Origin of the sequence: Micromonospora rifamycinica (assembly GCF_900090265.1) — a bacterium.
Classification (GTDB): Bacteria; Actinomycetota; Actinomycetes; order Mycobacteriales; family Micromonosporaceae; genus Micromonospora; species Micromonospora rifamycinica.
Genome location: NZ_LT607752.1, coordinates 5982006 through 6003909, shown reverse-complemented (window position 1 = coordinate 6003909; position 21904 = coordinate 5982006). Strand labels below are relative to the sequence as shown.

The 21904-nt window shown below is 71.0% G+C and carries 16 protein-coding genes and 2 tRNA genes; 8 read left to right on the top strand and 10 right to left on the bottom strand.

All coding sequences use genetic code 11. The annotated features are described in order from the left end of the window. The first annotated feature begins 115 nt into the window (after positions 1-115). The 3 genes from GA0070623_RS25435 to GA0070623_RS25425 are packed head-to-tail and all read left to right on the top strand — an operon-like array spanning position 116 to position 2792. Positions 116-421: a DUF6403 family protein gene (locus GA0070623_RS25435; RefSeq protein ID WP_067306774.1), complete on the top strand. Its 306-nt coding sequence runs from the start codon at positions 116-118 to the stop codon at positions 419-421. Next, on the top strand, positions 418-1776 hold the full coding sequence (locus tag GA0070623_RS25430; RefSeq protein ID WP_067306771.1) for a hypothetical protein: 1359 nt from the start codon (positions 418-420) through the stop codon (positions 1774-1776). The genes GA0070623_RS25435 and GA0070623_RS25430 overlap by 4 nt, the downstream gene beginning before the upstream one ends. After that, complete coding sequence (locus GA0070623_RS25425) at positions 1773-2792, top strand: hypothetical protein (protein ID WP_084261248.1); 1020 nt, start codon at positions 1773-1775, stop codon at positions 2790-2792. The genes GA0070623_RS25430 and GA0070623_RS25425 overlap by 4 nt, the downstream gene beginning before the upstream one ends. Before the next feature lie 50 nt (positions 2793-2842). Here GA0070623_RS25425 and GA0070623_RS25420 read toward each other — a convergent pair whose 3' ends face one another. Further along, on the bottom strand, positions 2843-6874 hold the full coding sequence (locus tag GA0070623_RS25420; RefSeq protein WP_089004181.1) for a trypsin-like peptidase domain-containing protein: 4032 nt from the start codon (positions 6872-6874) through the stop codon (positions 2843-2845). 13 nt (positions 6875-6887) lie between these two features. Further along, positions 6888-7217 carry a CU044_2847 family protein gene (locus GA0070623_RS25415; protein ID WP_067306763.1) on the bottom strand — a complete coding sequence of 110 codons (330 nt, stop codon included), beginning with the start codon at positions 7215-7217 and terminating at the stop codon, positions 6888-6890. Positions 7218-7556: 339 nt separating this feature from the next. Here GA0070623_RS25415 and GA0070623_RS25410 point away from each other — a divergent pair, with 339 nt between their 5' ends. From GA0070623_RS25410 to GA0070623_RS25400, 3 genes are all read left to right on the top strand, one after another. Then, complete coding sequence (locus GA0070623_RS25410; RefSeq protein WP_089004180.1) at positions 7557-8204, top strand: hypothetical protein; 648 nt, start codon at positions 7557-7559, stop codon at positions 8202-8204. Continuing rightward, positions 8204-11446 carry an ATP-binding protein gene (locus GA0070623_RS25405; RefSeq protein WP_067306832.1) on the top strand — a complete coding sequence of 1081 codons (3243 nt, stop codon included), beginning with the start codon at positions 8204-8206 and terminating at the stop codon, positions 11444-11446. Before GA0070623_RS25410 ends, GA0070623_RS25405 begins: the two co-directional genes overlap by 1 nt. Positions 11447-11587: 141 nt before the next feature. Beyond that, positions 11588-12205, top strand: coding sequence for a hypothetical protein (locus tag GA0070623_RS25400; protein ID WP_067306756.1), 618 nt, complete (start codon positions 11588-11590; stop codon positions 12203-12205). 12 nt (positions 12206-12217) lie between these two features. On the opposite strand, the gene GA0070623_RS25395 is transcribed toward GA0070623_RS25400, so the two are convergent. Then, a complete protein-coding gene (locus GA0070623_RS25395; RefSeq protein WP_067306753.1) occupies positions 12218-13234 on the bottom strand; it encodes a PaaX family transcriptional regulator in 1017 nt (338 codons plus the stop codon). 300 nt (positions 13235-13534) lie between these two features. Here GA0070623_RS25395 and GA0070623_RS25390 point away from each other — a divergent pair, with 300 nt between their 5' ends. Further along, entirely contained in the window at positions 13535-14935 is a 1401-nt protein-coding gene (locus GA0070623_RS25390; RefSeq protein WP_067306750.1) for an extracellular catalytic domain type 1 short-chain-length polyhydroxyalkanoate depolymerase, read from the top strand. 163 nt (positions 14936-15098) lie between these two features. Here the strand turns inward: GA0070623_RS25390 and GA0070623_RS25385 are convergent, their stop codons facing one another. From GA0070623_RS25385 to GA0070623_RS25360, 6 genes are all read right to left on the bottom strand, one after another. Then, positions 15099-15539 (bottom strand): type II toxin-antitoxin system HicB family antitoxin, encoded by a 441-nt coding sequence (locus GA0070623_RS25385; protein ID WP_067306747.1) that lies wholly within the window; start codon positions 15537-15539, stop codon positions 15099-15101. A 15-nt stretch (positions 15540-15554) separates the two neighbouring features. Beyond that, positions 15555-15746 carry a type II toxin-antitoxin system HicA family toxin gene (locus tag GA0070623_RS25380; RefSeq protein ID WP_067306743.1) on the bottom strand — a complete coding sequence of 64 codons (192 nt, stop codon included), beginning with the start codon at positions 15744-15746 and terminating at the stop codon, positions 15555-15557. 302 nt (positions 15747-16048) lie between these two features. Continuing rightward, positions 16049-16125: transfer RNA gene (locus GA0070623_RS25375), tRNA-Ile, on the bottom strand. A gap of 131 nt (positions 16126-16256) precedes the next feature. Next, positions 16257-17498, bottom strand: coding sequence for an FAD-dependent oxidoreductase (locus GA0070623_RS25370; RefSeq protein WP_067306740.1), 1242 nt, complete (start codon positions 17496-17498; stop codon positions 16257-16259). Continuing rightward, positions 17488-19614 carry an MMPL family transporter gene (locus GA0070623_RS25365; RefSeq protein WP_067306829.1) on the bottom strand — a complete coding sequence of 709 codons (2127 nt, stop codon included), beginning with the start codon at positions 19612-19614 and terminating at the stop codon, positions 17488-17490. The genes GA0070623_RS25370 and GA0070623_RS25365 overlap by 11 nt, the downstream gene beginning before the upstream one ends. A 231-nt stretch (positions 19615-19845) precedes the next feature. After that, positions 19846-19918 (bottom strand) — tRNA-Asn (locus tag GA0070623_RS25360). 294 nt (positions 19919-20212) lie between these two features. On the opposite strand from GA0070623_RS25360, the gene GA0070623_RS25355 reads away from it, so the two are divergent. Further along, positions 20213-20596 (top strand): hypothetical protein, encoded by a 384-nt coding sequence (locus GA0070623_RS25355; RefSeq protein ID WP_067306737.1) that lies wholly within the window; start codon positions 20213-20215, stop codon positions 20594-20596. 54 nt (positions 20597-20650) lie between these two features. Here GA0070623_RS25355 and GA0070623_RS25350 read toward each other — a convergent pair whose 3' ends face one another. Continuing rightward, positions 20651-21661 carry a sugar phosphate isomerase/epimerase family protein gene (locus GA0070623_RS25350; RefSeq protein ID WP_067306733.1) on the bottom strand — a complete coding sequence of 337 codons (1011 nt, stop codon included), beginning with the start codon at positions 21659-21661 and terminating at the stop codon, positions 20651-20653. Positions 21662-21904: the final 243 nt, after the last annotated feature.

Sequence of the window (21904 nt, the reverse complement as noted above, 5' to 3'; positions counted from 1 at the left end):
CGCAGCCGCAACCGCCCTGGTCGGGGGCCGTGTGGCGCGGGTTGACCCGATCAGCGAGACTCGGTCCGACCACCCCCGGGGGAGTCTCCCCGGACCCGTCGGACGGTTGGAGCCCATGGCACACCCCTACCTGTTCTGGCTGGCCGGCGCGGTGCTGCTGGTGGCCGCGGGCGTGGTGACGACCCTGCTGCCCCACCACCGGGCCCGGGCGGAGCAGCGCCGCACCGCCTGGTCGACCGCCCGCGCGGCGATCGACAGCGCGGCCGTCAGCCGGGACGCCGCCCCGGGCCGGGTGCCCGAGGCGGAACGGTTGTTCGCCCGTGCCGAGTCGCTCGCGGGCGCCCGCGGCGGGCCGGACGCGGCGCGGGAGGCGGCCGAGCACGCCCGCCGGGCCGACCGGCTGTGGCGGGAGCACCGGTGACCGCCCGGGGGTACCGCCGCTGGGCGGAGCCGGTGCGCTGGACGCTGCTCGGGGTCGCCGTGCTCGTGCTGGTGGTCTTCCTGCTCGCCCAGCGGCAGCAGGGCATCGACGTCAGCTACGGACGGTCACCGTCGTCGACGGCGGGGGTCGACACGGACACCGCCGGCACCACCGAGCGGGCCACCGTGCCGTCGGTGGACGAGATGACCGCGCTGGTCGCCGCCGCGCCGGTGGTACGCCTGCCCGGCTCGGTGGCGTACTGGAACGAGCAGCGGGTCCGGGAGGTGGCCGGCGACACCCGGATCCTGGTCGCCCCGCCCGGCCTCGACTCCGACGAACGCGAGCGGGTCCGGGACGTGGAGAACGCCACCATCCGGGTGATCGGCACCGAGGTCAGCGGCGGTTTCTACCAGGCCAGCTCCGACACGTTGCCGGCCTGGCGGGCGCAGTTCGCCACCGGGGACGTGACCGACCTGCTGATCGCCCTGATCACCGCGCTGCGCAAGGAGTCCACCCCGGCCGACCGGGACGAGCTGCGCTGGCGCGAGCCGAGCGGGCCGGAGCTGACCGCCGTGCTGACCGATCTGCGGGCGACCGGTCGGCACGTCGCACCCGGCGCGACCCTGACCGACGTCCCCGAGGCCGCCGCCCGCAACGCCTTCCCGGACGGCGCGTGGTACGTCGCGCTGCCCGTGCAGCGGTACGGCGAACCGCTGGCCCGGTACGGCCCCGCGCTGAGCGCCCGCTTCCCCGACCAACCGATCGTGGTGATGTACGGGCTGTGGGTCGAGTACCACGGCCCCGGCGCGGCGGACTTCGCGGAGCTGGCCGGGGCGAGCTTCTACGGCCAGTTCGCCAGCGTGCTCAGCCGCTCCGACTACCCGCAGCGCAACGTGCTGGGGGTCTACCTCAACCGGGTCACCGACATCCGTTACGCCGGCCTGTTCGAGCGGCCCCTGCCGTACCGGCCGGCCGATCCGCTGCGGGTGGCGCTGCCGGCGCTGCCGTGGGTCTTCGCCGGCTGCGTGGCGGCGTTCCTGGTCCTGTCGGCCCGGTCGCTGCGCCGCCCCGGGCGGGGGCCGGGCCGCCGACGCGACGCCGCCCCGGTCCGGCTGGCCGGGTTGACCGCGCTGGCCGTCGAGGTGTCCCTGCTGACCGACGCCCGCAGCAATCCGGCGCTGACCCGGAGCATCGTCGCGCTCCAGGCGGCCCGGTCGGCGTGGGAGGAGAAGCTGCCCGCCCGGCACGTACGCGCCCTGCTCGACGAAGCGGCGACCGAGCTGGACGACACCGCCCGCCAGGTCGGCATCGCCAGCTACCGCCCGGACAACTACCTGCGAGGCCGGCTGTCATGACCCGTTCCGACTCCCGGCGGACCGGTGCCGGTCGTTCCCGACGGCAGCCCGCCGACCGCTCCCGGCGGACCGGTGCCGCCCCCTCCCCGCGGCAGCGTGTCGTGGGCCTGCTCGGTACCCCGTTCGGCCTGGCCGTCCTGGCCTGTCTGGCGCTGGCCGGCTGGGCGGTGTGGAGCGGTGGGGCGCTGGACGGGCCGATCGCCCGGCACGTACGCACCTCGTCGTTCTACGCCGACCCGGGGCTCGACGTCGACCGGGCGGCGGCGGAACGGATCATCGGCAACCGCCGGCTGGTGGTGGTGCTGCGCTCCCCCGACGCCGACCTGCGGGACACCTGCAAGCAGGTGTCCCGGGCCGCCGACGGGACCGTCGTGCTGGTGCTCAGCCGCGACGGCGACGACTACGACACCTACGGCTGCGCGCTGGTGCCCGGCTACGAGAAGAAGAACCTGGGCAAGGCCGCCGCCGCCGAAATGATCATCGGCCGGGGCATCGACACCTTCGCCGACCGTCCGCTGGAGGCGGTGAAGGTCATCGCCGTCAACTACGACCGGCTGGTCAAGGCGGGCACCGTGCCAGACGGCTCCCGGACGATCAGCCCGTCGCTGCCCCGCTTCCTGCTCGCCGTCGCCGCCGTGCTGGGCGTCGTCGCCGCCGCGACCGCGCTCTACCTCGGCGGCCGGCGGGCGGGCCGGCTGGCGGCGGCCCGCCGGATCCGGCGCGACGAGCTGACCGACAGCCGCAGCGCGCTCAGCGCCGCCACCGCCGGGCTCGCCCAGCAGATCATCGACCTCGATCCGCAGTACGCCCTGCTGAACGCCCGTCGGGACGGCGACGACAGCAGCTTCGTCCGCCGCTACCGGCAGCTGACCTCGGACCACGCCGCCCTGCTCGACCGGTTGGCGACCCTGGACGGCACCGACGACGCGGCCGTCCGGGCGCTGACCGCCCGGGTCGAGTCGCTCAGCCGGCAGGCCCAGTCGCTCGCCGACGGACAACCCGGCACGGACGCATAGCTGCTCAGCAACCCCATCCGTCGACCCGAGCTCGGGCTCGATGGAGTGCCTCAGGGCCGAATCGTCAGTGCCAGCAGCCCTCGATCGAGCCCCACCACCAGCGTGTCGTCAACATAGCAGCAGGTCAACGCAGGGTGATGAACCGGAATCGTCAGCACAGCACGACCGGTACCCGGATCCCAGAGCCGTACCGTCCGGTCACGGCTGGTGGACGCCAGCAGGGTCCGCTGGCCGACCGGAACCGTGCATACACCGGTGACCTGACCGGTGTGTCCGATGAGAGCATGCAGCCGGCGGCCGTCCGTGCAGTCCCAGAGCCCAACGGTCCGATCAGCGCTGGCTGACGCGAGGTACACCCGGTCGTCAAGGGGCACCGCGCCCAGTGCGGTGACCGCGTCGTGGTGGGCGAGTTGCTGCCACCGCTGGCTCCCGTCGTCGCTCCAGAGCCGTACGACGCCGCTCTTGTCGCCCGAGGCGAGCATCTGGACCCCCGCCGACTCGACGACCGCCAGTGCGGTCACCCAGTCGCTGTGCCCGGTGAGTCGATTACGGATGAGGCCCCGCAAGGGATGCCACAGCCGGAGGGTCACGTCCTCCCCGGCTGAAACCATGGTCATCCCGGCCGCCGTGTGGATGGCCCGAACCGCGTTGACCGCGCCGTAGTGCTCTGCCATTCGGCAGCCAGCCTGGCCTGAGTCGACTTCCCAGAGCTGTACGAAATGGTTTTCGTAGGCGGCAGCCAGTTGCTGAGGTTCGTCATCGATGACGCACAGATCATGAATCGCGCCCTCGCCACCCGTAGTCAGCGGTTCCCCCCGGGAACTGCCGTCGACCGGCGACCAGAGCCGCACAGAGCCGTCCAGACCGGCCGAGGCGACGAGCGCCTCACCGGCTGTCGGTACCGCGCAGACGGCGGTGACCGGTCCGGACCACCCGCCGCTGACCACCGGGGCGGCGGCCAAGCTGCGGGGATCCCACAGTCGCACCATGCCGTCATCACCAGCCGTAGCGATCAGCTTCCGATCCGCCATCGGGACCTCGCAGACGGCCCGGATCCAGTCGGATTGCCCGCGCAGGCTGTTCTCGTGCCGGCCGGTGCCGGCATCCCAGAGCCGGATCACACCGTCCTCCCCCGTGGCAACGAGCAGGCACCTGTCGTCACCGTCGACCGTGCAGAGGTCGGTGAGGGGACTGCCGCCAACCGAGAACTCATCGACCAGCTCACCGTCGAATGGATTCCACAGCCGTACCACCCCGTCGTAGCCGGCCGAGGCCAGCAGCACCCGTCCGGAGGAGCGCACCGCGCACAGGGTGGTGACCCAGCCGCCATGGCCGCCCAGTACCCGCACCTGCCGGCCGGTCACCGGGTTCCAGAGCCGGATCGTTCCGTCGAATCCGGTGGAGGCGAGAAGCGACCCCGTCGCCACCGGCACCTCGGTCACGGCGGTCACCCAACCCCGGTGGCCGGTCAGGAGGTGGCGCAAGGTTCCGGTGACGGGATCCCACAGCCGGACCGTGCGGTCATCGCTTGCCGAGGCAAGCAGCGGGCCGTCCACTGTCTGTACGGTGCACAGGTTGCGGACCCAGTCCTGGTGCCCACGCAGTTCGTGCGAGCGCAGCCCGGTGAGCGGATCCCAGAGGGCGACGGTGCCGTCGTGGCTTCCCGTGGCAACAAGTGCTTCGTTGCCGAGGTGCACCGCATGAACGGCCCGGACGCAGTCGTCGTGGCAGTCGAAGGCGTACTCGCTCTGGTTGGTCAGTGGGTCCCAAAGCCGGACGGTGCCGTCCTCCCCCACCGAGGCCAACAGGTGACGGCCGCCTACCGGCACCGCGCACACGTCGTGTACCGCCTGGGAGTGCCCTTCGAGCACGGTGCGCTCGGTGCGCGCGGGGGTGTTCGCCCAGCGGGCGAAGTACGGGGCATCGTCCGCGGGCACCTCTCCACCGAGTTGGTCGAGCCGATCGACCACCGACCAGAGGGCGGCCCGCTCAGTGGGACGGGCGGCCAGTGCGGCAGGGGTACGCAACAGCAGTTGGGCGCGGGCTCGCGCCGACGTGCCGGTTGCCGCCTCGGCGAACGGCATCAGCCGGTCGAGGTGGGTGTGCCGCAGATAGCCGTCGTCGGTCAGCAGTTCGTCCACCAGGCCGATGTGCGCCGCGTGCTGGGGCAACGAACGGAGCAGGTACTCAGGAGCGGCCTCCCAGCCACCCGAACGACCCAGAGTCATCCAGGTCCGCACGAGCCGCTGTTCGTCGGACAACCGAATGCCCACCTCCTCCCGGTTGGCCAGTAGCGCCTCGTTGAGGGCCTGGTGGAACAGGCGGTAAGTGGGGCTGCCGGCACCGCCCGACTCAACCAGGAAGTTCGCCGCCGACGTCCGGGCGAACTCGGTGAGCTGGGATCCACTCACCACCCCACCGAGCGCCTCGGTCCCTGCCTGCCACAGAGCGATCGGCAGGCCCGGCGTCTCGGCGTAGGCGAGCACGGTGAGCGCCAACCGGGCCGGCAACACACCGATCGGTGGCAGCCCCGCCACGTAGGTGTCAAGGGCGTCCGCCACCGTGGCGGTGAAGTCGACCCGGTGCGGCGCGACGGCCTCGGTGTCCCGCAGGGCACGGGCACGGGCGATCAGTCCGGCAATCAGGAAGTTCCCGTTGGCCAGGCTAGCGATCCGGCGGGCGACCGGTGCCGCGACTTTGGCATCCCGGTACGGGTTGTCAGGACGTTCCGCCCCGAGGAGTTGGAGCGTGGCCTGAGCGTAGTCGGCAAGGTCTGTCTCGGCGAAGAACTCGGGTGCGTCCAGGTCGACGATCTCCACGTCGCTCCCGAAGTCAGTGAGCAGGTCCCCACGGCTGTCGGCCCGCCGCATCCCGACGACGACCTGCACGCCGCCTGTCCGGGCGAGCGGGGCGAGCACGTCGCTGATCAGGCTCCTCGCGTGTTGCGGCGCGACCGCCTCGTCAAGCGCGTCGACCACCAGGGTGAAGCGGTCCTGATGCAACGCCAACCGGTCCCGCAGAGCGGGTACCAGGTCCACCGGGGCTGCGGGCAGCGCCACGGCTGCTGCCCGGGCTATCTCCGTCGCCACCTCCAAGGCCGTCTTGCCCTTGACGTGTACTGCGCAGGAGACCGAGCCGATGGTCGCCCGCTCCGCCGTGTCGTCGGCGCGGGACATGGCCCGGAAGCTGGAGTCCGCAGTGGTCACGATCCGACCCAGCACCGCCGACTTTCCGACCCCGGGTGATCCCGTGACGACCAGGGGCCGACCGGCGGCAAGCGGCTGGTCGAGCCAGTCGACCAGCCGGCGCAGCGCCACGGTACGACCACGAAAGCGCGATCCTCCCTCGGTGTTGGACGCCACCCCACGCGCCCGGGGTGACCAGTGCCGCCCCGCCTCCTCATCGCTGCTGAGCGACCAGCCCCAGGCAGCGAGGGCGGAGTCACCCGCATCCTCGACCCGCCAGGCGGCGAACGCGGAGAGCTTGAACTCCGGCAACTGTTCCTCGGCGTGGGCAAGGGTGAGCGCGTGCCCGTCGCCCGTCTGGCCGGCCGCCTCGATGATGACGCCCACGACTGCGTGGTAGTCGGGGGACCAGAGTCCTGCCCCGCTGAAACCACCGACCACTTCGGTGCCGGAGTCGGGCACCAGGTGGACCCGCCCCCATCCCCCTTCGGAGCGGATCGTCCCCTGGGCGGAACGACCGCCCTCGGTATGCGCCGGGAAGCCATACGCCCACCACGGCTTTTCCAGCAGTTCCTTCGAGGTCAGACACCGCAGCCTCGCGGGGATGACCGATGCGGGTACCGGCTCGACGAGTTCCAGCAGGACCAGGTCGACATTCTTGTCCACCCTGCCGTTGTGCAGACACTGACCCACCTGTCGCCGGTCCCAGTAGCCGACCCCTGCGGCCCTGGGGAACGACACCCACAGATCGTCCCGCAGTTCACCGTTGCGGCACACCACGTGCTCGCAGGCCAGCACGAGATTGGTGTCGATCACCACTCCGGAGCCAATCGGCGGTTGCATGCTCCGCCCACCGATGTGGAGGGCGACGGCCCAGGGGTCCACCGGCGCGGTCATCGCGGCACCGCTCTCAGCCCTCCGCCCGATCGGCGACGGCCAACGGGCTTCCCGGCCGCCAGGAGAGGGTGATCTCAAAATTGCCCTCGGTGGCCGCTTTGGCCACCAACCAGTTCGTGGTGCCGGTCACCTTGATACCGAACTTGACATCGACCCCATCGGGGGCGAGGGACCTGACCTGCTCAAGCACTTCGCGGGCAGCCTCGATCGCCTGGCCCGCGGCGTCCTTCACGCAACCGGCGATGTCCCCTACTCCAGCGGGCTGGAACCCCGCGACCGGCTCGATCTCGAACCGCACCGTCGACGTATCGGCCAACTCGTAACTGACAACCTCGGAGGACACCTACGTCACCTCTCGTCGCTCATCCGCACGCAGCCTCGGAGCGGGCGGATCGGCAGGCAGTCGGCAGCACGCCGGGCCGGCCGCAGCAACCAGGACAGATCGCCGACCATAGCGCACAAGCCCCGCCCACAAGCCCCGCTCATGCCTCCCTCTCGACTTGCCAAACACCTGGTGAGCAGCGGTTTTTCTGTCCAGGCAGCGGTCAGCTGTCGGATATCGGCAGCTATTCGTGGAGCTTGCGCGGTCCCCACACCGTGTGCAGAATCGGCGAGGTGCCGAGCAACCCTCGGCTTGTCGACTTCGACAAAAACCGTGTTCCCTGCCCGAAGGAGCGTCCGCATGGCCGGCGCAGAGCTGTCATCCGTCCAGCGGTTCGTTCTGATCACCCTGATGATCAAAGGCAGCGCTGTGCCGAACACCTATCTCCGAAACGTCGCCGGCATCAGCCTGAGCCGACCATACCGCGATGATCTGCGCGATCGCGGATTCATCGCCGTCACCGAGAAGCCGCTCGTCCTGGAACTCACCGAGAAAGGGTGGGGTCAGGCGATTGAAGAGTTGGGCGGGAGTGTTCCGCCCCGGGCCGGCGCGGCCGGCGGTGCGCTCTATATCGCACTGGGATTCCTCCGCAGCCTCCTCGACCACTTGGAGGTCGCGCCATCCGAGTTGTTCACCCTACGGTTCGCCGCCAGCGACGCCACCTTGGCTCCGGCCCAGGCTGAGCCCTCCACCACCACGCGGCTCGACGTGGCATCCGCCATCCGCGAGGCGTACGGAACGGTGGCGCAGAGCGGGGAGTTGCTCCCCCTCACCCAACTGCGCACCGCGCTCAAGAGCCAGATCGATGCCACCCTCGTCCGGATGAACCGGGAACCGGGCGTACAGATTATCCCCAACTCCCAGCAGGGGGATCTCACCGCCGAGGACCGCGCCGCGGCAGTCCGCATCGGAAACCAGGACCGGCACCTGATCTCCATCACCTCGTGATGGACGAGGCGCACCAGCGCGCATTGACGGCGCTCCGTTTCGATTGGGCTCCCACGCCGGACGATGTCTGGCAACCGCTGACCGACGTACACGTCCCGGCGCTGCATGACGGCATCCTGCGCCAGGTTCTCGGCGGGGTCGCCGAGGCGAGCAAGTCCGGCGACTCCAGTCCGATCGGCTTCGCCATCCTCGGTATTCGCGGCACCGGCAAGACCCATCTGTTGGGCGCGGTCAGGGAGCAGGTGCATGCGGAGGGCGGCTATTTCTTCCTGGTGAGCCTGCTGGAGGCAAGCGCGTTCTGGCGCAGCACGGCGCTGTCCGTCCTCGACGGTTTCTTCCGCGAGCTACCCAGCGGGGAGACCCAGCTCAGAACCTTCCTGCGCCGACTTGCGGAGCAGGTCAGCGCACCCCGGGCGGTCCGTCGGGCGGTGATCGGGGACACCGAGCTGACCCGACCGAATCTCGATGCCTTCGTCGACCTGATCCGCAAGCTCGACCGTCAGGTTGGAATGGAGTGCCAGGACACCATCCGCGCCCTCGTCCTCCAGGCTGCGGAGAATCCGCGACTTCAGGACATCGGTTACGAGTTCCTCTGCTCGAACGACGAGGAGGAGTCCGGCCAGCGGGCGGCTTGGGGCATGCGGCGAGGGAAGAGGTCCGCCCAGGAGGTCGTTCGGGACGTGTCCCGCCTCCTGGCCCTGACCGGACCGACGGTCATCGCCGTCGACCAGATCGACATCCTGGTCAACCAGTCGGAGAAGATGCAGGCTCACGACGAGCAGGCCCGCTGGCAGGCGACGTTGTTGCTGGAGCAGATCGCCGGTGGGCTGATGGCGCTGCGGGAGCACACCCGCCGGTCGCTGTCGGTGGTCTCCTGCCTTCCCCAGGTGTGGGCAAAGATCAAGAATGAGGCGACAGACACGGTCCAGGACCGGTTCCGGGAGGCCATCCAGCTCGATGGGCTCCCCTCCGCAGAGGTCGCCCGCGATCTGGTCGCTCGGCGATTCGCCCGCTGCTTCGCGGAGGTGGACTTCACTCCGCCGTACGACACCTGGCCGGTGTTGCCGGGCGCCTTCGACGAGGCGGTGGACTTCACCCCGCGTGAGTTGCTCCGCACGGTCGACGCACACATCCGAGCCTGCCTGTCCGGTGGCGAGGTCCATGAGCTGGCACACCTGACGGAGTCCGCGGGCGCAGCACGGGCACCGGTTCGGACCGTTGACGAGACCTCCGGACCGATAGCGGGTCAAGGGGACCCGAGCCGGATCGACAGCCGGTTCGCTGAATTGCTGGCGCAGGTGGATCCTTCCTCGGCGCTGCGACCGGAGACCGAGGACGCGGTAGTACCCGAACTACTCACGGCCGGTCTCACTGCCTGGATCGCCGCGCAAGGCCCGACCACACGACCGTTCAGCATCGACCCTCGCGCCGGCGGTAAGCCCGCACTCCATGCGCGGCTGCGGCGTAATGTCGACGAGGAGACCGAACGCCAGGAGCACTGGTCGTTCCGCGCTGTCCGCGCACCACACCACATCGCCGCCCTGAACCGGATCCGGAACGCCGTCACCACCGCAGGGCTCACCGCCGGAGTGTCGGAACGCCGGCTGTTCCTGCTCCGCACGCCTGCATGGTCGCCGGGAACCCGCACCCAGGAAGTCATCAAGGCGTTCCAGGACGCCGGGGGAAGAACACTGCCCTTCGATGAACCGGATGTGGTCCGGCTCATGGCGTTGCGTGATCTGATCGGCGAGTTCGGGCTGGAGGGCCTCCGGGAGTGGTTCATCACCCGCTGCCCGGCCGATGAGGTGGTCATTTTCCGCCAAGCGTTCGCCGATGTCACCGTCCCACCCGACGCCGCCTCGTCGAGGGCGGCCGCCGCTGCCGAACCGGTCGGTCCACCAGCGGTGGTGGGACCGTCCGAGGCGGCCGGCCGGTCCGAAACGACGATGCCGCCCGGGGCAGGGCGTTCCGACGGCAATGACCTTCCAGCATCAGCTGTCTCCCCAACTCCGGGTGCGGCCCTGCCGATCGGGCGGATGGTCACAAACGGCACGCCCGTGGACATTGATCTGGAGGTGTTGCGACGGCACGTCGCCATCTTCGCCGGGTCAGGCTCGGGCAAGACAGTGCTGATCCGGCGGTTGGTCGAGGAGTGCGCCCTGCGGGGGGTCTCCTCGATCGTGCTCGACCCGAACAACGACCTCGCCCGACTCGGCGACCGATGGCCCACTCCACCCGACGCATGGGAGAACGCGGACACCGAGCGGGCAGCGGCCTACCTCGCACAGACCGAGGTGACCGTGTGGACTCCCCGCCTGACGGGTGGACGACCACTGACCTTTCAGCCGCTGCCCAACTTCGCCGACATCCTTGACGACCCGGATGCATTCGCCGCTGGTGTGGACGCCGCTGTGGCCTCGCTCGCCCCGCATGCCCGGGTGGACGGCGGGACGGACAAGGCCAGGCTGGGCCGGGCCGTGCTACGCGAAGCACTCAGGAGCTACGCGCGGACCGGAGCCAGCGAGTTACGGGGTTTCATCGGCTTGCTCAATGCGCTCCCGGATGGTGTCAGCCTGTTGGACGACGCACCTCGGCTGGGCGCGAACATGGCTCAGTTGCTGACTGCGGCAATGGTCAATGACCCGCTGTTCGGCGGCACCGGCGCACCGGTAGACCCGGGTGTGCTCCTGACTCCTCCACCGGGCCGACGTGCCCGGGTGTCGGTGATCAGCTTCGTCGGCCTACCCGATGATCAACAACGCCAGAGTTTCGTCAATCAGCTCCAGCTGTCGCTCTTTGCCTGGATCAAGCGGAATCCGGCGGGAGACCGGCCGCTCGGCGGGCTGTTCGTGATGGACGAGGCGCAGACCCTGGCCCCGTCCGGGGCGTTGACCGCCTGCACCCAGAGTACGCTCGCGCTGGCATCGCAGGCCCGCAAGTACGGGCTCGGCCTAGTCTTCGCAACCCAGGCACCAAAGGGTCTACACAACCAGATCCCCGGAAACGCGGCGACCCAGTTCTTCGGCCTGCTGAACAGCCCTGCCCAGATCGACGCGGCGAAGGAACTGGCCCGGGCCAAGGGCAGCGAGATCAGCGATGTCGCCCGGCTGCGAGCAGGACAATTCTACGCCACCGTCGAGGGAAGCGAGTTCACCAAACTCCAGGCACCGTTGTGCCTGAGCCACCATCCCCGCAGCCCGCTCACCGCCGAGGAGGTGCTGGACCGGGCCCGCCGCCGGTGAGCCCGGACGGGCGGTCCGTGCACCCGATCCAGCCCGGTCCCAGCCGGCCGGGAACGGCGCGCGGGTGTCCGCCCGGTGGCCAGGTTTGCTGCTGACGCCTAGCGTGGAGGGCGCCTGTCCACCGGCAGTAAGGGATCATCGATGTTGCGGAAGCACCTGGTCGAGGTGATTGTCGGCGTCGTCGTCGCGGTGCTCGGCGCCGCCGTGCTGGCCTGGCTGAAGTTCGGCGGGCCGGAGCCAGGTTCCACGGACCCGGACCTCGGGTCATCCGTCGCGGACGCCCTCTCCGACTCCGCGCCGCCGGCCTCCGGGAGCCCTGCCCCGACGACCGGCGGGGCCGACCCCGCCGCAGAGGGGAGCACAGCCGCCCCGCAGTCGGCGGGCACCGGCCTCCGGCCGACGAGTCGCCTCCTCTACGACGACGGAGCGAACAGAGCGACCGTCACCGGCCTGGAGGTGACCACGGAGGGAAAGCTGCGGGTACGACTGCGCTACCAGAGCAGTGCGGCCAACGGATGGTCGCTGAGCTGCCCGGAACCGGCCGCGGATCTCCGGTCGTCGCGTCTCACGCTGGCCGGTGGAAAGCAGGTCTACCCGGTCGACACGTACTGCACCTCGCAGCGGCCCGGTGAGGACTTCACCCTGCGCTCCGGTGCGGTCCTGGAGAGCTGGGGCGTGTTCCCGGTCGTCCCGCCCTCCGGCAGCGAGTTCTCCCTCACCTGGTACGACCTGGGCACCGTCGAGGGGCTGAAGCTCTAGAGCGGGGCCGGGTCAGTACGACGGGGACGACTCGGCCAGGTCGGTGGCCGCGGGCGCGGCACCCCGGGGTTCGGTGGCGGAGAGGCCGGCGAGGAGGTCGGCGGTGGTGTGCGCCCGGACGTCGGCGTGCGTACCGTCGGCGAACCGTGCCACGACGGCCCGGACGTGCCGCTCTGCGGTGTCGGCGAGTCCGTCGTAGACGGCGGCGAAGGTCTCCCGGGCCGGGCCGCGCAGCCAGCCGGCGGGCAGCAGCCGCAGCGGTAGCTGCGGGTCGAGGGTGGGGAACCGACGGAAGGTGTCCATCACCTCGGTCCGGGCCCGGACCGCCTCCGCGCCGTCGACCTGGCCGGCGGCGATCCGTGGCAGGAGCGGTCGCCACCGCCGCAGGAAGCTCTCGTACTGCTCGGCGACCGCCGCGACGTCCCAGGCGTCGAGCGGGTCACGGCCGGCGACCGCGTCGAGGTCGACCCGGCGACCGCGGAACACGGTGACCGCCCCGAGGTGGAGCTGGGTGAGCTGGGCCCGCGCCTTCGGGGTCAGCTCGTGCGGCGAGATCCACAGCCCGTCGTACAGCGGCGCGTAGCCCAGCCAGCGGAGCTGCCCGCGCAGCGCCCGCCGCTGCGCGCTGCGCTCCTGGGGCAGCGAGAACGCGACCAGCGTCCAGCACTCGTCCCATGCCTGGGTCGTGGTGGTGGCCGCCATCACCCAGCTCCCGCCGACCGAGAGGCTGACGGCGGCGGACCGGCTGAGCCGGTACGAGCTGCGCCGTCCCTGCCGGCTGCCCTCCAGGACGCCCCGGCGGGCCAGCCGACTGATCACGGTCCGCGCCCCGGCGAGGCTGACGTGCGACTCGGCGAGCAGCGCGACGATGGCGGCGGACGGCAGCCAGGCCCGGGTCCGCAGCGTGTAGTCGGCCAGCAGGGTCACCGCGACACCCTGCGGCGAGTTGCCGGCCTGCCGGCGGGGCAGCCGTACCGGGTGGTCCCCGTCGTCGGGAAAGATCTCCTCGATGTCGAACGGGTGTGGCACGGGGACGCTCCGGGCTCGGCTCGGTGACGGTGGCACCGACTGTAGACGGCACCGCCGGGCACGCCTACCGGGACGCGGGTCCAGGGTGGATCCGGGGCGACCTCGACGACCGCCCAGTGTATCGAGGTCATTCGATTGACACTTGTCGGGCCGAGGAGAACACTAAGTGCCATGCAATGCCACCTGGGCCGGGGCAGGGCATGCCAGCGGTAACAGGCCGGCGCGAACGACACGGGCAACCGGGCGCACCCGTGCCGCAGGGGCGCGCGGCCGATCTCGACCTGTGAGGGAGTCACGCCCATGAAGATCAGACGGAAGATGCTGCTCGCCCTGGCGGCGCCACTGGTGGCGACGCTGGCGGCGGCGGCCCTGGTGATACCGACGCTCCAACCGGCGTACGCCGCGTCGTTGGTCGAGGTGACCAACTTCGGCGACAACCCCGGCCGGATGCGGATGCACATCTACGTGCCGGACACCCGCCCGGCCAACCCGGCGGTCGTGGTGGCCATGCACGGCTGCGGCGGCACCGGGCCGGGCTTCTACTCCAGCAGCGAGTTCGCCTCGCTGGCCGACCGGTACGGATACATCGTGATCTACCCGTCCGCGATGCAGCAGGCCGGCTTCGGCAACTGCTTCGACACCTGGTCGGACGCCGCGAAGCGGCGCGGCGGCGGCAGCGACCCGGTGTCGATCGTCTCGATGATCAACTATGCCCAGCGACAGTACGGCGGCGACCCCCGTCGGGTGTACGCCACCGGCAGCTCGTCCGGCGGCATGATGACCAACCACATGCTGGCGCTCTACCCTGACGTGTTCGCCGCCGGCGCCGCGTTCATGGGGGTTCCCTACAACTGCTTCGCCAACGCGGCCGACTACCCGCCCGGCGCCAGCAAGTGCACCAACGGCACCATGAACCGCACCCCGCAGCAGTGGGGTGACGCGGTCCGGCAACAGGCGTACCCCGGCTACTCCGGTCCCCGCCCGAAGGTGCAGCTCTGGCACGGCACCGCCGACACGCTGGTGCCGTACTCCCTGCTCCAGGAGACCATCGAGCAGTGGACCAACGTGTTCGGGCTGAGCCAGACCCCCACCTCCACCGACACCCCGCAGGCCAACTGGAACCGCCGCCGGTACGCCGACGCCAGCGGTAACGTCCTGGTCGAGGCGTACAGCGTCCAGGGGGCGGGGCACAGCCTGCCCTCGGGCGGGATGGCCGCCGTCGCCCTCCAGTTCTTCGGCCTGACCAACCCGACGCCCACCACGCCGCCGGTGACCACCCCGCCGGTGCCGACCACGCCCCCGGTCACCACGCCGCCGGTCACCACGCCGCCGCCGACCACGCCGCCGGTCACCACCCCGCCGCCGACCACGCCGCCGGCCTCCGGGGCCTGCCGGGTCACCGCGACCGTCAACGCCTGGAACTCCGGGCTGACCGAGAGCATCACCATCACCAACACCGGTGCCAGCGCCGTCAGCGGCTGGTCCCTGGTCTTCACCCTGCCCGGCGGGCAGACCATCACCTCCGGCTGGAACGCCTCCTACGCGCCCTCGTCCGGGCAGGTGACGGCCCGGAACGCCAGCTACAACGCCGCCATCCCGGCCGGCGGTTCGGTCGACATCGGATTCCAGGCCAACCACACCGGCAACACCGCCAAGCCCTCCTCGTTCACCCTCAACGGCGCCGCCTGCACGGTCGCCTGACCGGCGCGACCCACCTCCGGAGGTGGACTGTCACCTCCGGAGGTGGACCGCCGCCCGACCCGGTTCGGGTCGGGCGGCGGATCCGGGGATCTGCTGTTCGGCCGGCAGTTCGGCGTTTCCGGATCCGACTACTGGCCGATGGCCGGCCTACCGGTGGCACAAATCAGGAAACAGCCTTACGCTTCCGTGCCGCTGACCGCGCCGTCTGAGGGCTCCGACCGGCCCGCCTCACCTGCCGAAGCGGTGACGTCAGTTGCGAGACCCGTTGCGGAGAGATGCCCAGCAGACTCCCGGCATCCCGCACCGTGTAACCCTGTTCCAGCAGCGTCTTCGCCGCGTCAACCGTTGCCCTCTCCGCCGACCGCTCAGCCTCCACCAGCTTGGCCCGCGCCTGTCGGGCCGCTGCTACCTCGGCCGAGACTTCGGGTCGAACCTCAACCTCGAAGCTGCGCGGCGACACGTCGAGCATCAGGGCGACAGCTTCCCGAGCCATGTCCTCAACCTGGTCGAGCCTGCGCGCCTGCGAGTGAACACCACGCAGCTCGGGGACGCTGATTGACCACCACTTCCCCGAACGCACGCATACGGCGGTGTACTTCGTCATCGGCGTCAGTCCCTTCTACCTCAGGCCGAGGTCGCGCAGAATACCTCGCGCGGTCAGTTCGTTGATCTCCCTATGTCGCGGTATGACGACGTGCTGGCTGCCGTAGCGGTAGATGCTGTGGTGGGAACCCTCGCGTATGAGGTCGAAGCCGATGCCGGCGTTCGCGGCAGCTTTGCCGATCTTCATGATGAGGTCGGCCCGCTTCATGCCGGCAGTCTAGCGTGCTAGACGCACTCAGTCTAGCAAGATAGACATGCGTTTCCCCAGCTCAACTGGTTGATTCGCCTCACGACGTTGGCATCTGCGGATCACCTCGGTCAGGTAGTGCCACCTTGTGGTGATGGGTCGATGCCCGCGTAGCGCTTCGCCCGCAATGAGCCGCTGGGCAGCTCCTCGATCTCGCCTCGCTGCCGCTCCGCACGCCCGTTCGCTGTCCCCACGGGGACAGACCGTGCCGCGCTCACCCCACGAACAGCCCCACGCGAAAATCGCCGATCCAGCGTTCTCGCTGGTGGGGCGGGCGGGGTTCGAACCCGCGACCGAGGGATTATGAGTCCCCTGCTCTAACCCGCTGAGCTACCGCCCCCGATGCCGGGCCGGATCGTAACCCGCCCGGCGGACCACCGGCCACCACCGAACCGGTACGCCCGGCGACACCTGACGGCACGATGGGCTACGCGAGAATAACAGTCAGCAGTCACCCCGGCGGCACCCGATTCAGCCCGCCGCGCGGAGTTCCGCGAGCACCGCCCCGGCCGTACGCCAGCCGCTGGCCAGTGCCCCCTGGATGGACGGGCTGTCCCGGTGGTCGCCGGCCACGAAGAGCCCGTCGCCGAGCGCCACCGGCTTGCGCAGCCGGCCCTGCGGCGGTGGCGCGGCGGGCAGGGCGTCCGGGATCGACACCGTGCTCAGGTGTTCCCAGTCGGCAGTGGAGCATCCGTACAGGCGCTCCAGTTCGCCCCGGACCACCGGCTCGGCCGGGGCGGACGGGCCGACCACGGAGGTCGCCACCAGGTGCCGGCCGGGTGGGGCGTACGACGGCACGGCCCGGCTGACGACCACCGTGTTGGCGACGAGTTCCCGCCGGTCGCCGTCGACCAGCAGGATCGGCTCGCCCAACGGCGCTTCCGGGGTGCTGTGGTAGTAGGTGGTGTAGCTGTGGGTGCGTACCCGGGGCAGGGCCGGCAGCAGCGTGCCCACCGCCGCCGGATCGACCGCGACCACCACGGCGCGGCACCGGATCTCACCGGTCGGGGTACGGACCCGGCCGGGGGCGACCCCGGTGACCGGCGCGGCGCAGGTGATCAGGTCGGCGGGCAGCGGGGCGGCCACGGCCTGCGGCAGCGCGGCCATCCCCCGGGCGGGCAGGCCGATCCGGCCCCGGGCGAAGGAACGCAGGATCATCGCCAGCACGTGGCTGGAGGTCTCCAGCTCCCGGTCGATGAGCACGCCGGACAGGAACGGCCGGATCAACTCCTCGATGATGGTGTCGGAGAGCCCGGCCCGGCGCAAGGCCGTCTCGCTGGTGGTCTCCGGCGCGGTGAGCAGTCGGTGCGCCGGCAGGGTGGCGCAGCCGGTGGCGAGGGCGGCGAAGCGCAGCCGGTCGACCAGCGAACCGATGCCGGCGAGCGCGGTGGCCGGTGTGCCGCCGGGTTCGCGTACCGGGTGGACCAGCCGGTGGAGGCGGTCGCTCCGGCGGACCAGCACCCCGGAGGTGAACCAGCCCAGGTCGAGGGTGCCCAGGTCGAGCAGGGTGCCGAGCCTCGGGTAGGCGGTGTTGAGCACCTGGAAACCCCGGTCGAGCAGGTACCCGTCGACCAGGTCGGTGGCGACCCGGCCGCCGAGCCGGTCGCCGGCCTCCAGCAGCCGCCAGGGCACTCCGGCCCGGTGCAGCCGGCGGGCGACCGCCAGCCCGGCCAGGCCACCGCCGACGATCACCACGTCCGTCTCACCGGGCACGTTCCACCTCCGTGTCGTCGCGCGCCGACCGGGACAACCGGCTCGGCCACCAGATCTTCGGCCCGATGTCGTACGCCAGCGCGGGCACCAGCAGCGAGCGGACCACGATGGTGTCCAGCAGGACGCCGACCGCGACCGCCACGCCCAGCTCCACCAGCACCACCAGCGGCAGCACGGCCAGCGCGGAGAAGGTGGCGGCGAGCACGATGCCGGCCGAGGTGATCACCCCGCCGGTGACGGTCAGCCCGGCCAGCACCCCGGCCCGGGTGCCCCGGCGGACCGACTCCTCGCGGACCCGGCTCATCAGGAAGATGTTGTAGTCGATGCCCAGGGCGACCAGGAAGACGAAGGCGAACAGCGGGAAGGACGCGTCGACCCCGGGGAAGTCCAGCAGGTACCGGAAGATCACCGCGCACAGCCCGAGGGTGGCCAGGAACGACAGCACCACCGTCGCGATCAGCAGCAGCGGCGCGACCAGCGCCCGCAGCAGCAACGCCAGGATCACCGCGATCACCGCCAGCACGACCGGGATGATCACGTTGCGGTCCCGGGTGGAGGCGTCGGAGGTGTCCACGTCGATCGCGGTGAATCCGCCCACCACGGCGTCGGCGGCCGGCACCCGGTGCACCGCCTCGCGGAGGTCCCGGATGGTCAGCTCGGCCGCGTCGCTGTCCGGCGGGTCGGTCAGGGTCGCCTCCAGCTGGACCCGTCCGTCGACGACCAGGGGCGGGGCGTTCGGGTCCGGCGGGCCGGTCTGGTCCCGCCCGGTGACCGGGCGGACGGCGGCCACCCCGGCGACGCCCTGCGCGACCTGGGCGACCTGGCCGGCGGTCTGCTGCCGGGTGAAGATGGTCGCCGGGCTGCCGGTGCCGGCCGGGTAGTGCCGGGCGATCACCTCCTGCCCGGCGACCGAGTCGGTGCGGTCGGTGAACAGCTCGGACTGGCCGAGGGTGGTCGCGCCGAGCTGGGTGAGGCCGAGGACGAGCAGGGCCAGCACCCCGGCCGTGGTCAGCCAGACCACCCGGGCCCGCCGGGCGACGAAGCGGGCGATCCGGGACCACAGGCCGTGTTCGGCCTGCGGGTCCGCCCGGTCCACCCCGGGGGTACGCGGCCAGAACGCCCACCGGCCGCCGAGCACCAGCAGGGCGGGCAGGAAGGTCAGCATCACCAGCAGGGTCGCGGCGATGCCGATGGCCGCCACCGGACCGAGCGCCCGGTTGGAGTTCAGGCTGGACAGCAGCAGGCAGAGCAGGCTGACGATGACGGTCGCGCCGGAGGCGCCGATGGCCGGGGCGGCACCCCGCCAGGCGGCGCGCATGGCGTCCCAGGGCCGCTGGTGCCGGTGCAACTCCTCCCGGTAGCGGGCGATCAGCAGCAGCGCGTAGTCGGTGCCGGCGCCGAAGACGAGCACGGTGAGGATGCCCTGCGCCTGCCCGTTCAGCTTGATCACGTCGTTCTTGGCCAGCTGGTAGACGAAGACCGAGGCCAGCGCGTACGACATCCCGGCCGCCAGCAGCGGAAAGACCCAGAGCACCGGGCTGCGGTAGACGATCAGCAGGATGACCAGCACCACCACCAGGGTGACCAGCAGCAGTGGCCCGTCGATGGCGGAGAAGACCTCGATCAGGTCGGCGAGCAGCCCGGCCGGACCGGCGACGTCGACGGTGAGCCCGTCGCGGTCGCCTCCCGCGATGGTCCGCAGCTCGTCGACCACCTGGCCGATCCGCTCCCCCTGCGAGTCGTCGATCGGCACCACCACCTGGAGGGCCTGCCCGTCCTGGCTGGCGATCGGTGGGGGAAGCGGCCCGACCACCCCGGCGACCCGGGCGAAGCGGGTGCTGTCGGCGACCGCCCGCTGCGTGTCGGCGGGGGTGATGCCGGTGCTGCGCGCGTACACCACCAGGGCCGGGGTGGTCGGCTCCGTGACGAAGCCGGCGGCCAGCTCCTGCGCCCGGGTCGCCTCGGCGTCGGCGGGCAGGAAGGCGGCGTTGTCGTTGGTCGCGACGTCGCCCAGCTTCCCCGCGTACGGCCCGGCGACGGCGCCGACGACCAGCCAGGCCAGGACGACCGCCACGGCGGTCAGCGTGGCCGCGCCCCGGCCCCGTCCACCGGCCATCTTCCGGCCCACCCCTCGATTCGACGCGCCGATCGACGCAGCGGGAGTCTAAGTCGACAGTTGTCATCCTGCCGTCCGAATACCCCGTTCGGAGCCGAAACCGCCCATCCGCCCCCGCTCCCGGAGCACCGGCGACCCGATCGGCCGATCCGGCCGGCGGTGGAGCGGGCGCGCACCGGACACAAGGGAACGCCCGCCGGCAGGGCCGACGGGCGTGAGTGGGAGGCTGTGCTCCCCCGTTTGGACTCGAACCAAAAACCTGCCGGTTAACAGCCGGCTGCTCTGCCAATTGAGCTACGGGGGACTGCTGCGCCGCGTCGTACCGGATCTCTCCGGCGCTCGGCGACGGCACAAGAGTACAGGACTTCGGGGGGGTTCGGTCCAGGGGGTTGCCGCATTCGGCCACACCGTCATGGCCCGGGATCCTCGACACCACCAAGACGGACAAATCGTCATCCTGGCGCAACCAGGCATGAGCGCGGAGCAGGATGGGTACTGAGTTGTAGACCGAGAAAAACGTGGGGCGCGAAGATGGTCGGTCCCGGCCGGGAATCACCGGCGGGGAACGACGGGAGCGTCAGGTACGGAAGGAGCCGCCATGCGCGGAAAGATCATGTTTCTTGGCGGGCTGGCTGCGGGCTTCGTCCTGGGCGCCCGTGCCGGCCGGGAGAAGTACGAGGAGCTGGTCGTGCGGGGCCGCAAGGTGCTCGACCACCCGACCGTCCAGGAGGCGGCCGGGGTCGCCCAGGCCCAGGCCACCCGCCTGTACAGCGAGGGCAAGGACAAGCTCGGCCAGTCCAGGCTCGGCGAGAAGCTGCACACCGGCACCACCGGCAAGCCGGAGCTGACCCCGGCGGACGACGTCTTCGCGGGCACCCCGGCCGGTGTCGGCGCCACGTCGGGCGTCACCCCGACCAGCTCGTCGACGACCACCCCGAAGCCCAAGGCCCCGGGTACCGGTGCCAACGGCAGCACGCTCTGATCATCCGTACGTCGTCGGGCCGGTCGCCACTCGGCGACCGGCCCGACGTGCGTCTCAGTCCTTGCCGCTGCTGAACGCCGCGTCGAACGCCGCCGTCGGGGCGTCGAAGGCGAGCCGACGGACGAACTCCAGCGCCTCCGGTGCGCCGACCAGCCGGTCCATCCCGGCGTCCTCCCACTCCACCGAGATGGGGCCGGTGTAGCCGATCGCGTTCAACGCCCGGAAGCAGTCCTCCCACGGGACGTCCCCGTGACCGGTGGAGACGAAGTCCCAGCCGCGCCGCAGGTCCGCCCAGGGCAGGTGGGAGGCGAGCCGGCCGCGCCGGCCGTCCCCGGTCCGCACCTTCGCGTCCTTGCAGTCGACGTGGTAGATCCGGTCGGCGAAGTCGAAGATGAAGTTCACCGGGTCGAGCTCCTGCCACACGAAGTGCGACGGATCCCAGTTGAGCCCGAACGCGGGCCGGTGGCCGATCGCCTCCAGGGTCCGCTTGGTCGTGTAGTAGTCGTACGCGATCTCGCTGGGGTGCACCTCGTGGGCGAACCGCACCCCCACCTCGTCGAAGACGTCGAGGATCGGGTTCCACCGGTCGGCGAAGTCCTGGTAGCCGCGCTCGATCATCGCGGGCGGCACCGGCGGGAACATCGCCAGGGTGTGCCAGATGGACGAGCCGGTGAAGCCGACCACCGTGTCCACGCCGAGCTTCGCCGCCGCCCGCGCGGTGTCCTTGATCTCCTCGGCGGCCCGCTGGCGTACCCCCTCGGCTTCGCCGTCGCCCCAGATCCGGGCGGGCAGGATGTCCTGGTGCCGCTCGTCGATCGGGTGGTCGCAGACGGCCTGGCCGACCAGGTGGTTGGAGATGGTGAAGACCTTCAGGTTGTGCTTGGCTAGTGTCTCCCGCTTGCGCTCGACGTACGAGTCGTCGGCGAGCGCCTTGTCCACCTCGAAGTGATCGCCCCAGCAGGCGATCTCCAGCCCGTCGTAGCCCCATTCGGAGGCGAGCCGGCAGACCTCCTCGAACGGCAGGTCGGCCCACTGGCCGGTGAAGAGCGTGATCGGTCGCGCCATCGTCTGTCTCTCTCCCCTGTTGTGGTGGGGATTCCTGAGCGGACCGGGGCGAGGGTGACCGGGCCGGGCCGGTACGTCGACGGCCGCGCCGGGTCACCGGTGGGTGCACACGCACCTGGGCCCAACGGGTTGCGCCTCCCGTCGGGTCACCGGCCACCCACGGGTCGCCGCCCACCACTCTAAGCCCACCCCACCCCCCACGAAACCCCTCTCCCACACCCACCGCACCCCGCCCCCACCCGC

What these genes read in the sequence shown, in the direction of transcription:
- GA0070623_RS25435 (WP_067306774.1), top strand. Translation starts at nt 116, where the DNA reads ATGGCACACCCCTACCTGTTCTGGCTGGCCGGCGCGGTGCTGCTGGTG.
- GA0070623_RS25425 (WP_084261248.1), top strand. Translation starts at nt 1,773, where the DNA reads ATGACCCGTTCCGACTCCCGGCGGACCGGTGCCGGTCGTTCCCGACGG.
- GA0070623_RS25420 (WP_089004181.1), bottom strand. Translation starts at nt 6,874, where the DNA reads ATGACCGCGCCGGTGGACCCCTGGGCCGTCGCCCTCCACATCGGTGGG.
- GA0070623_RS25410 (WP_089004180.1), top strand. Translation starts at nt 7,557, where the DNA reads ATGGCCGGCGCAGAGCTGTCATCCGTCCAGCGGTTCGTTCTGATCACC.
- GA0070623_RS25405 (WP_067306832.1), top strand. Translation starts at nt 8,204, where the DNA reads ATGGACGAGGCGCACCAGCGCGCATTGACGGCGCTCCGTTTCGATTGG.
- GA0070623_RS25400 (WP_067306756.1), top strand. Translation starts at nt 11,588, where the DNA reads ATGTTGCGGAAGCACCTGGTCGAGGTGATTGTCGGCGTCGTCGTCGCG.
- GA0070623_RS25390 (WP_067306750.1), top strand. Translation starts at nt 13,535, where the DNA reads ATGAAGATCAGACGGAAGATGCTGCTCGCCCTGGCGGCGCCACTGGTG.
- GA0070623_RS25385 (WP_067306747.1), bottom strand. Translation starts at nt 15,539, where the DNA reads ATGACGAAGTACACCGCCGTATGCGTGCGTTCGGGGAAGTGGTGGTCA.
- GA0070623_RS25380 (WP_067306743.1), bottom strand. Translation starts at nt 15,746, where the DNA reads ATGAAGCGGGCCGACCTCATCATGAAGATCGGCAAAGCTGCCGCGAAC.
- GA0070623_RS25365 (WP_067306829.1), bottom strand. Translation starts at nt 19,614, where the DNA reads ATGGCCGGTGGACGGGGCCGGGGCGCGGCCACGCTGACCGCCGTGGCG.
- GA0070623_RS25355 (WP_067306737.1), top strand. Translation starts at nt 20,213, where the DNA reads ATGCGCGGAAAGATCATGTTTCTTGGCGGGCTGGCTGCGGGCTTCGTC.
- GA0070623_RS25350 (WP_067306733.1), bottom strand. Translation starts at nt 21,661, where the DNA reads ATGGCGCGACCGATCACGCTCTTCACCGGCCAGTGGGCCGACCTGCCG.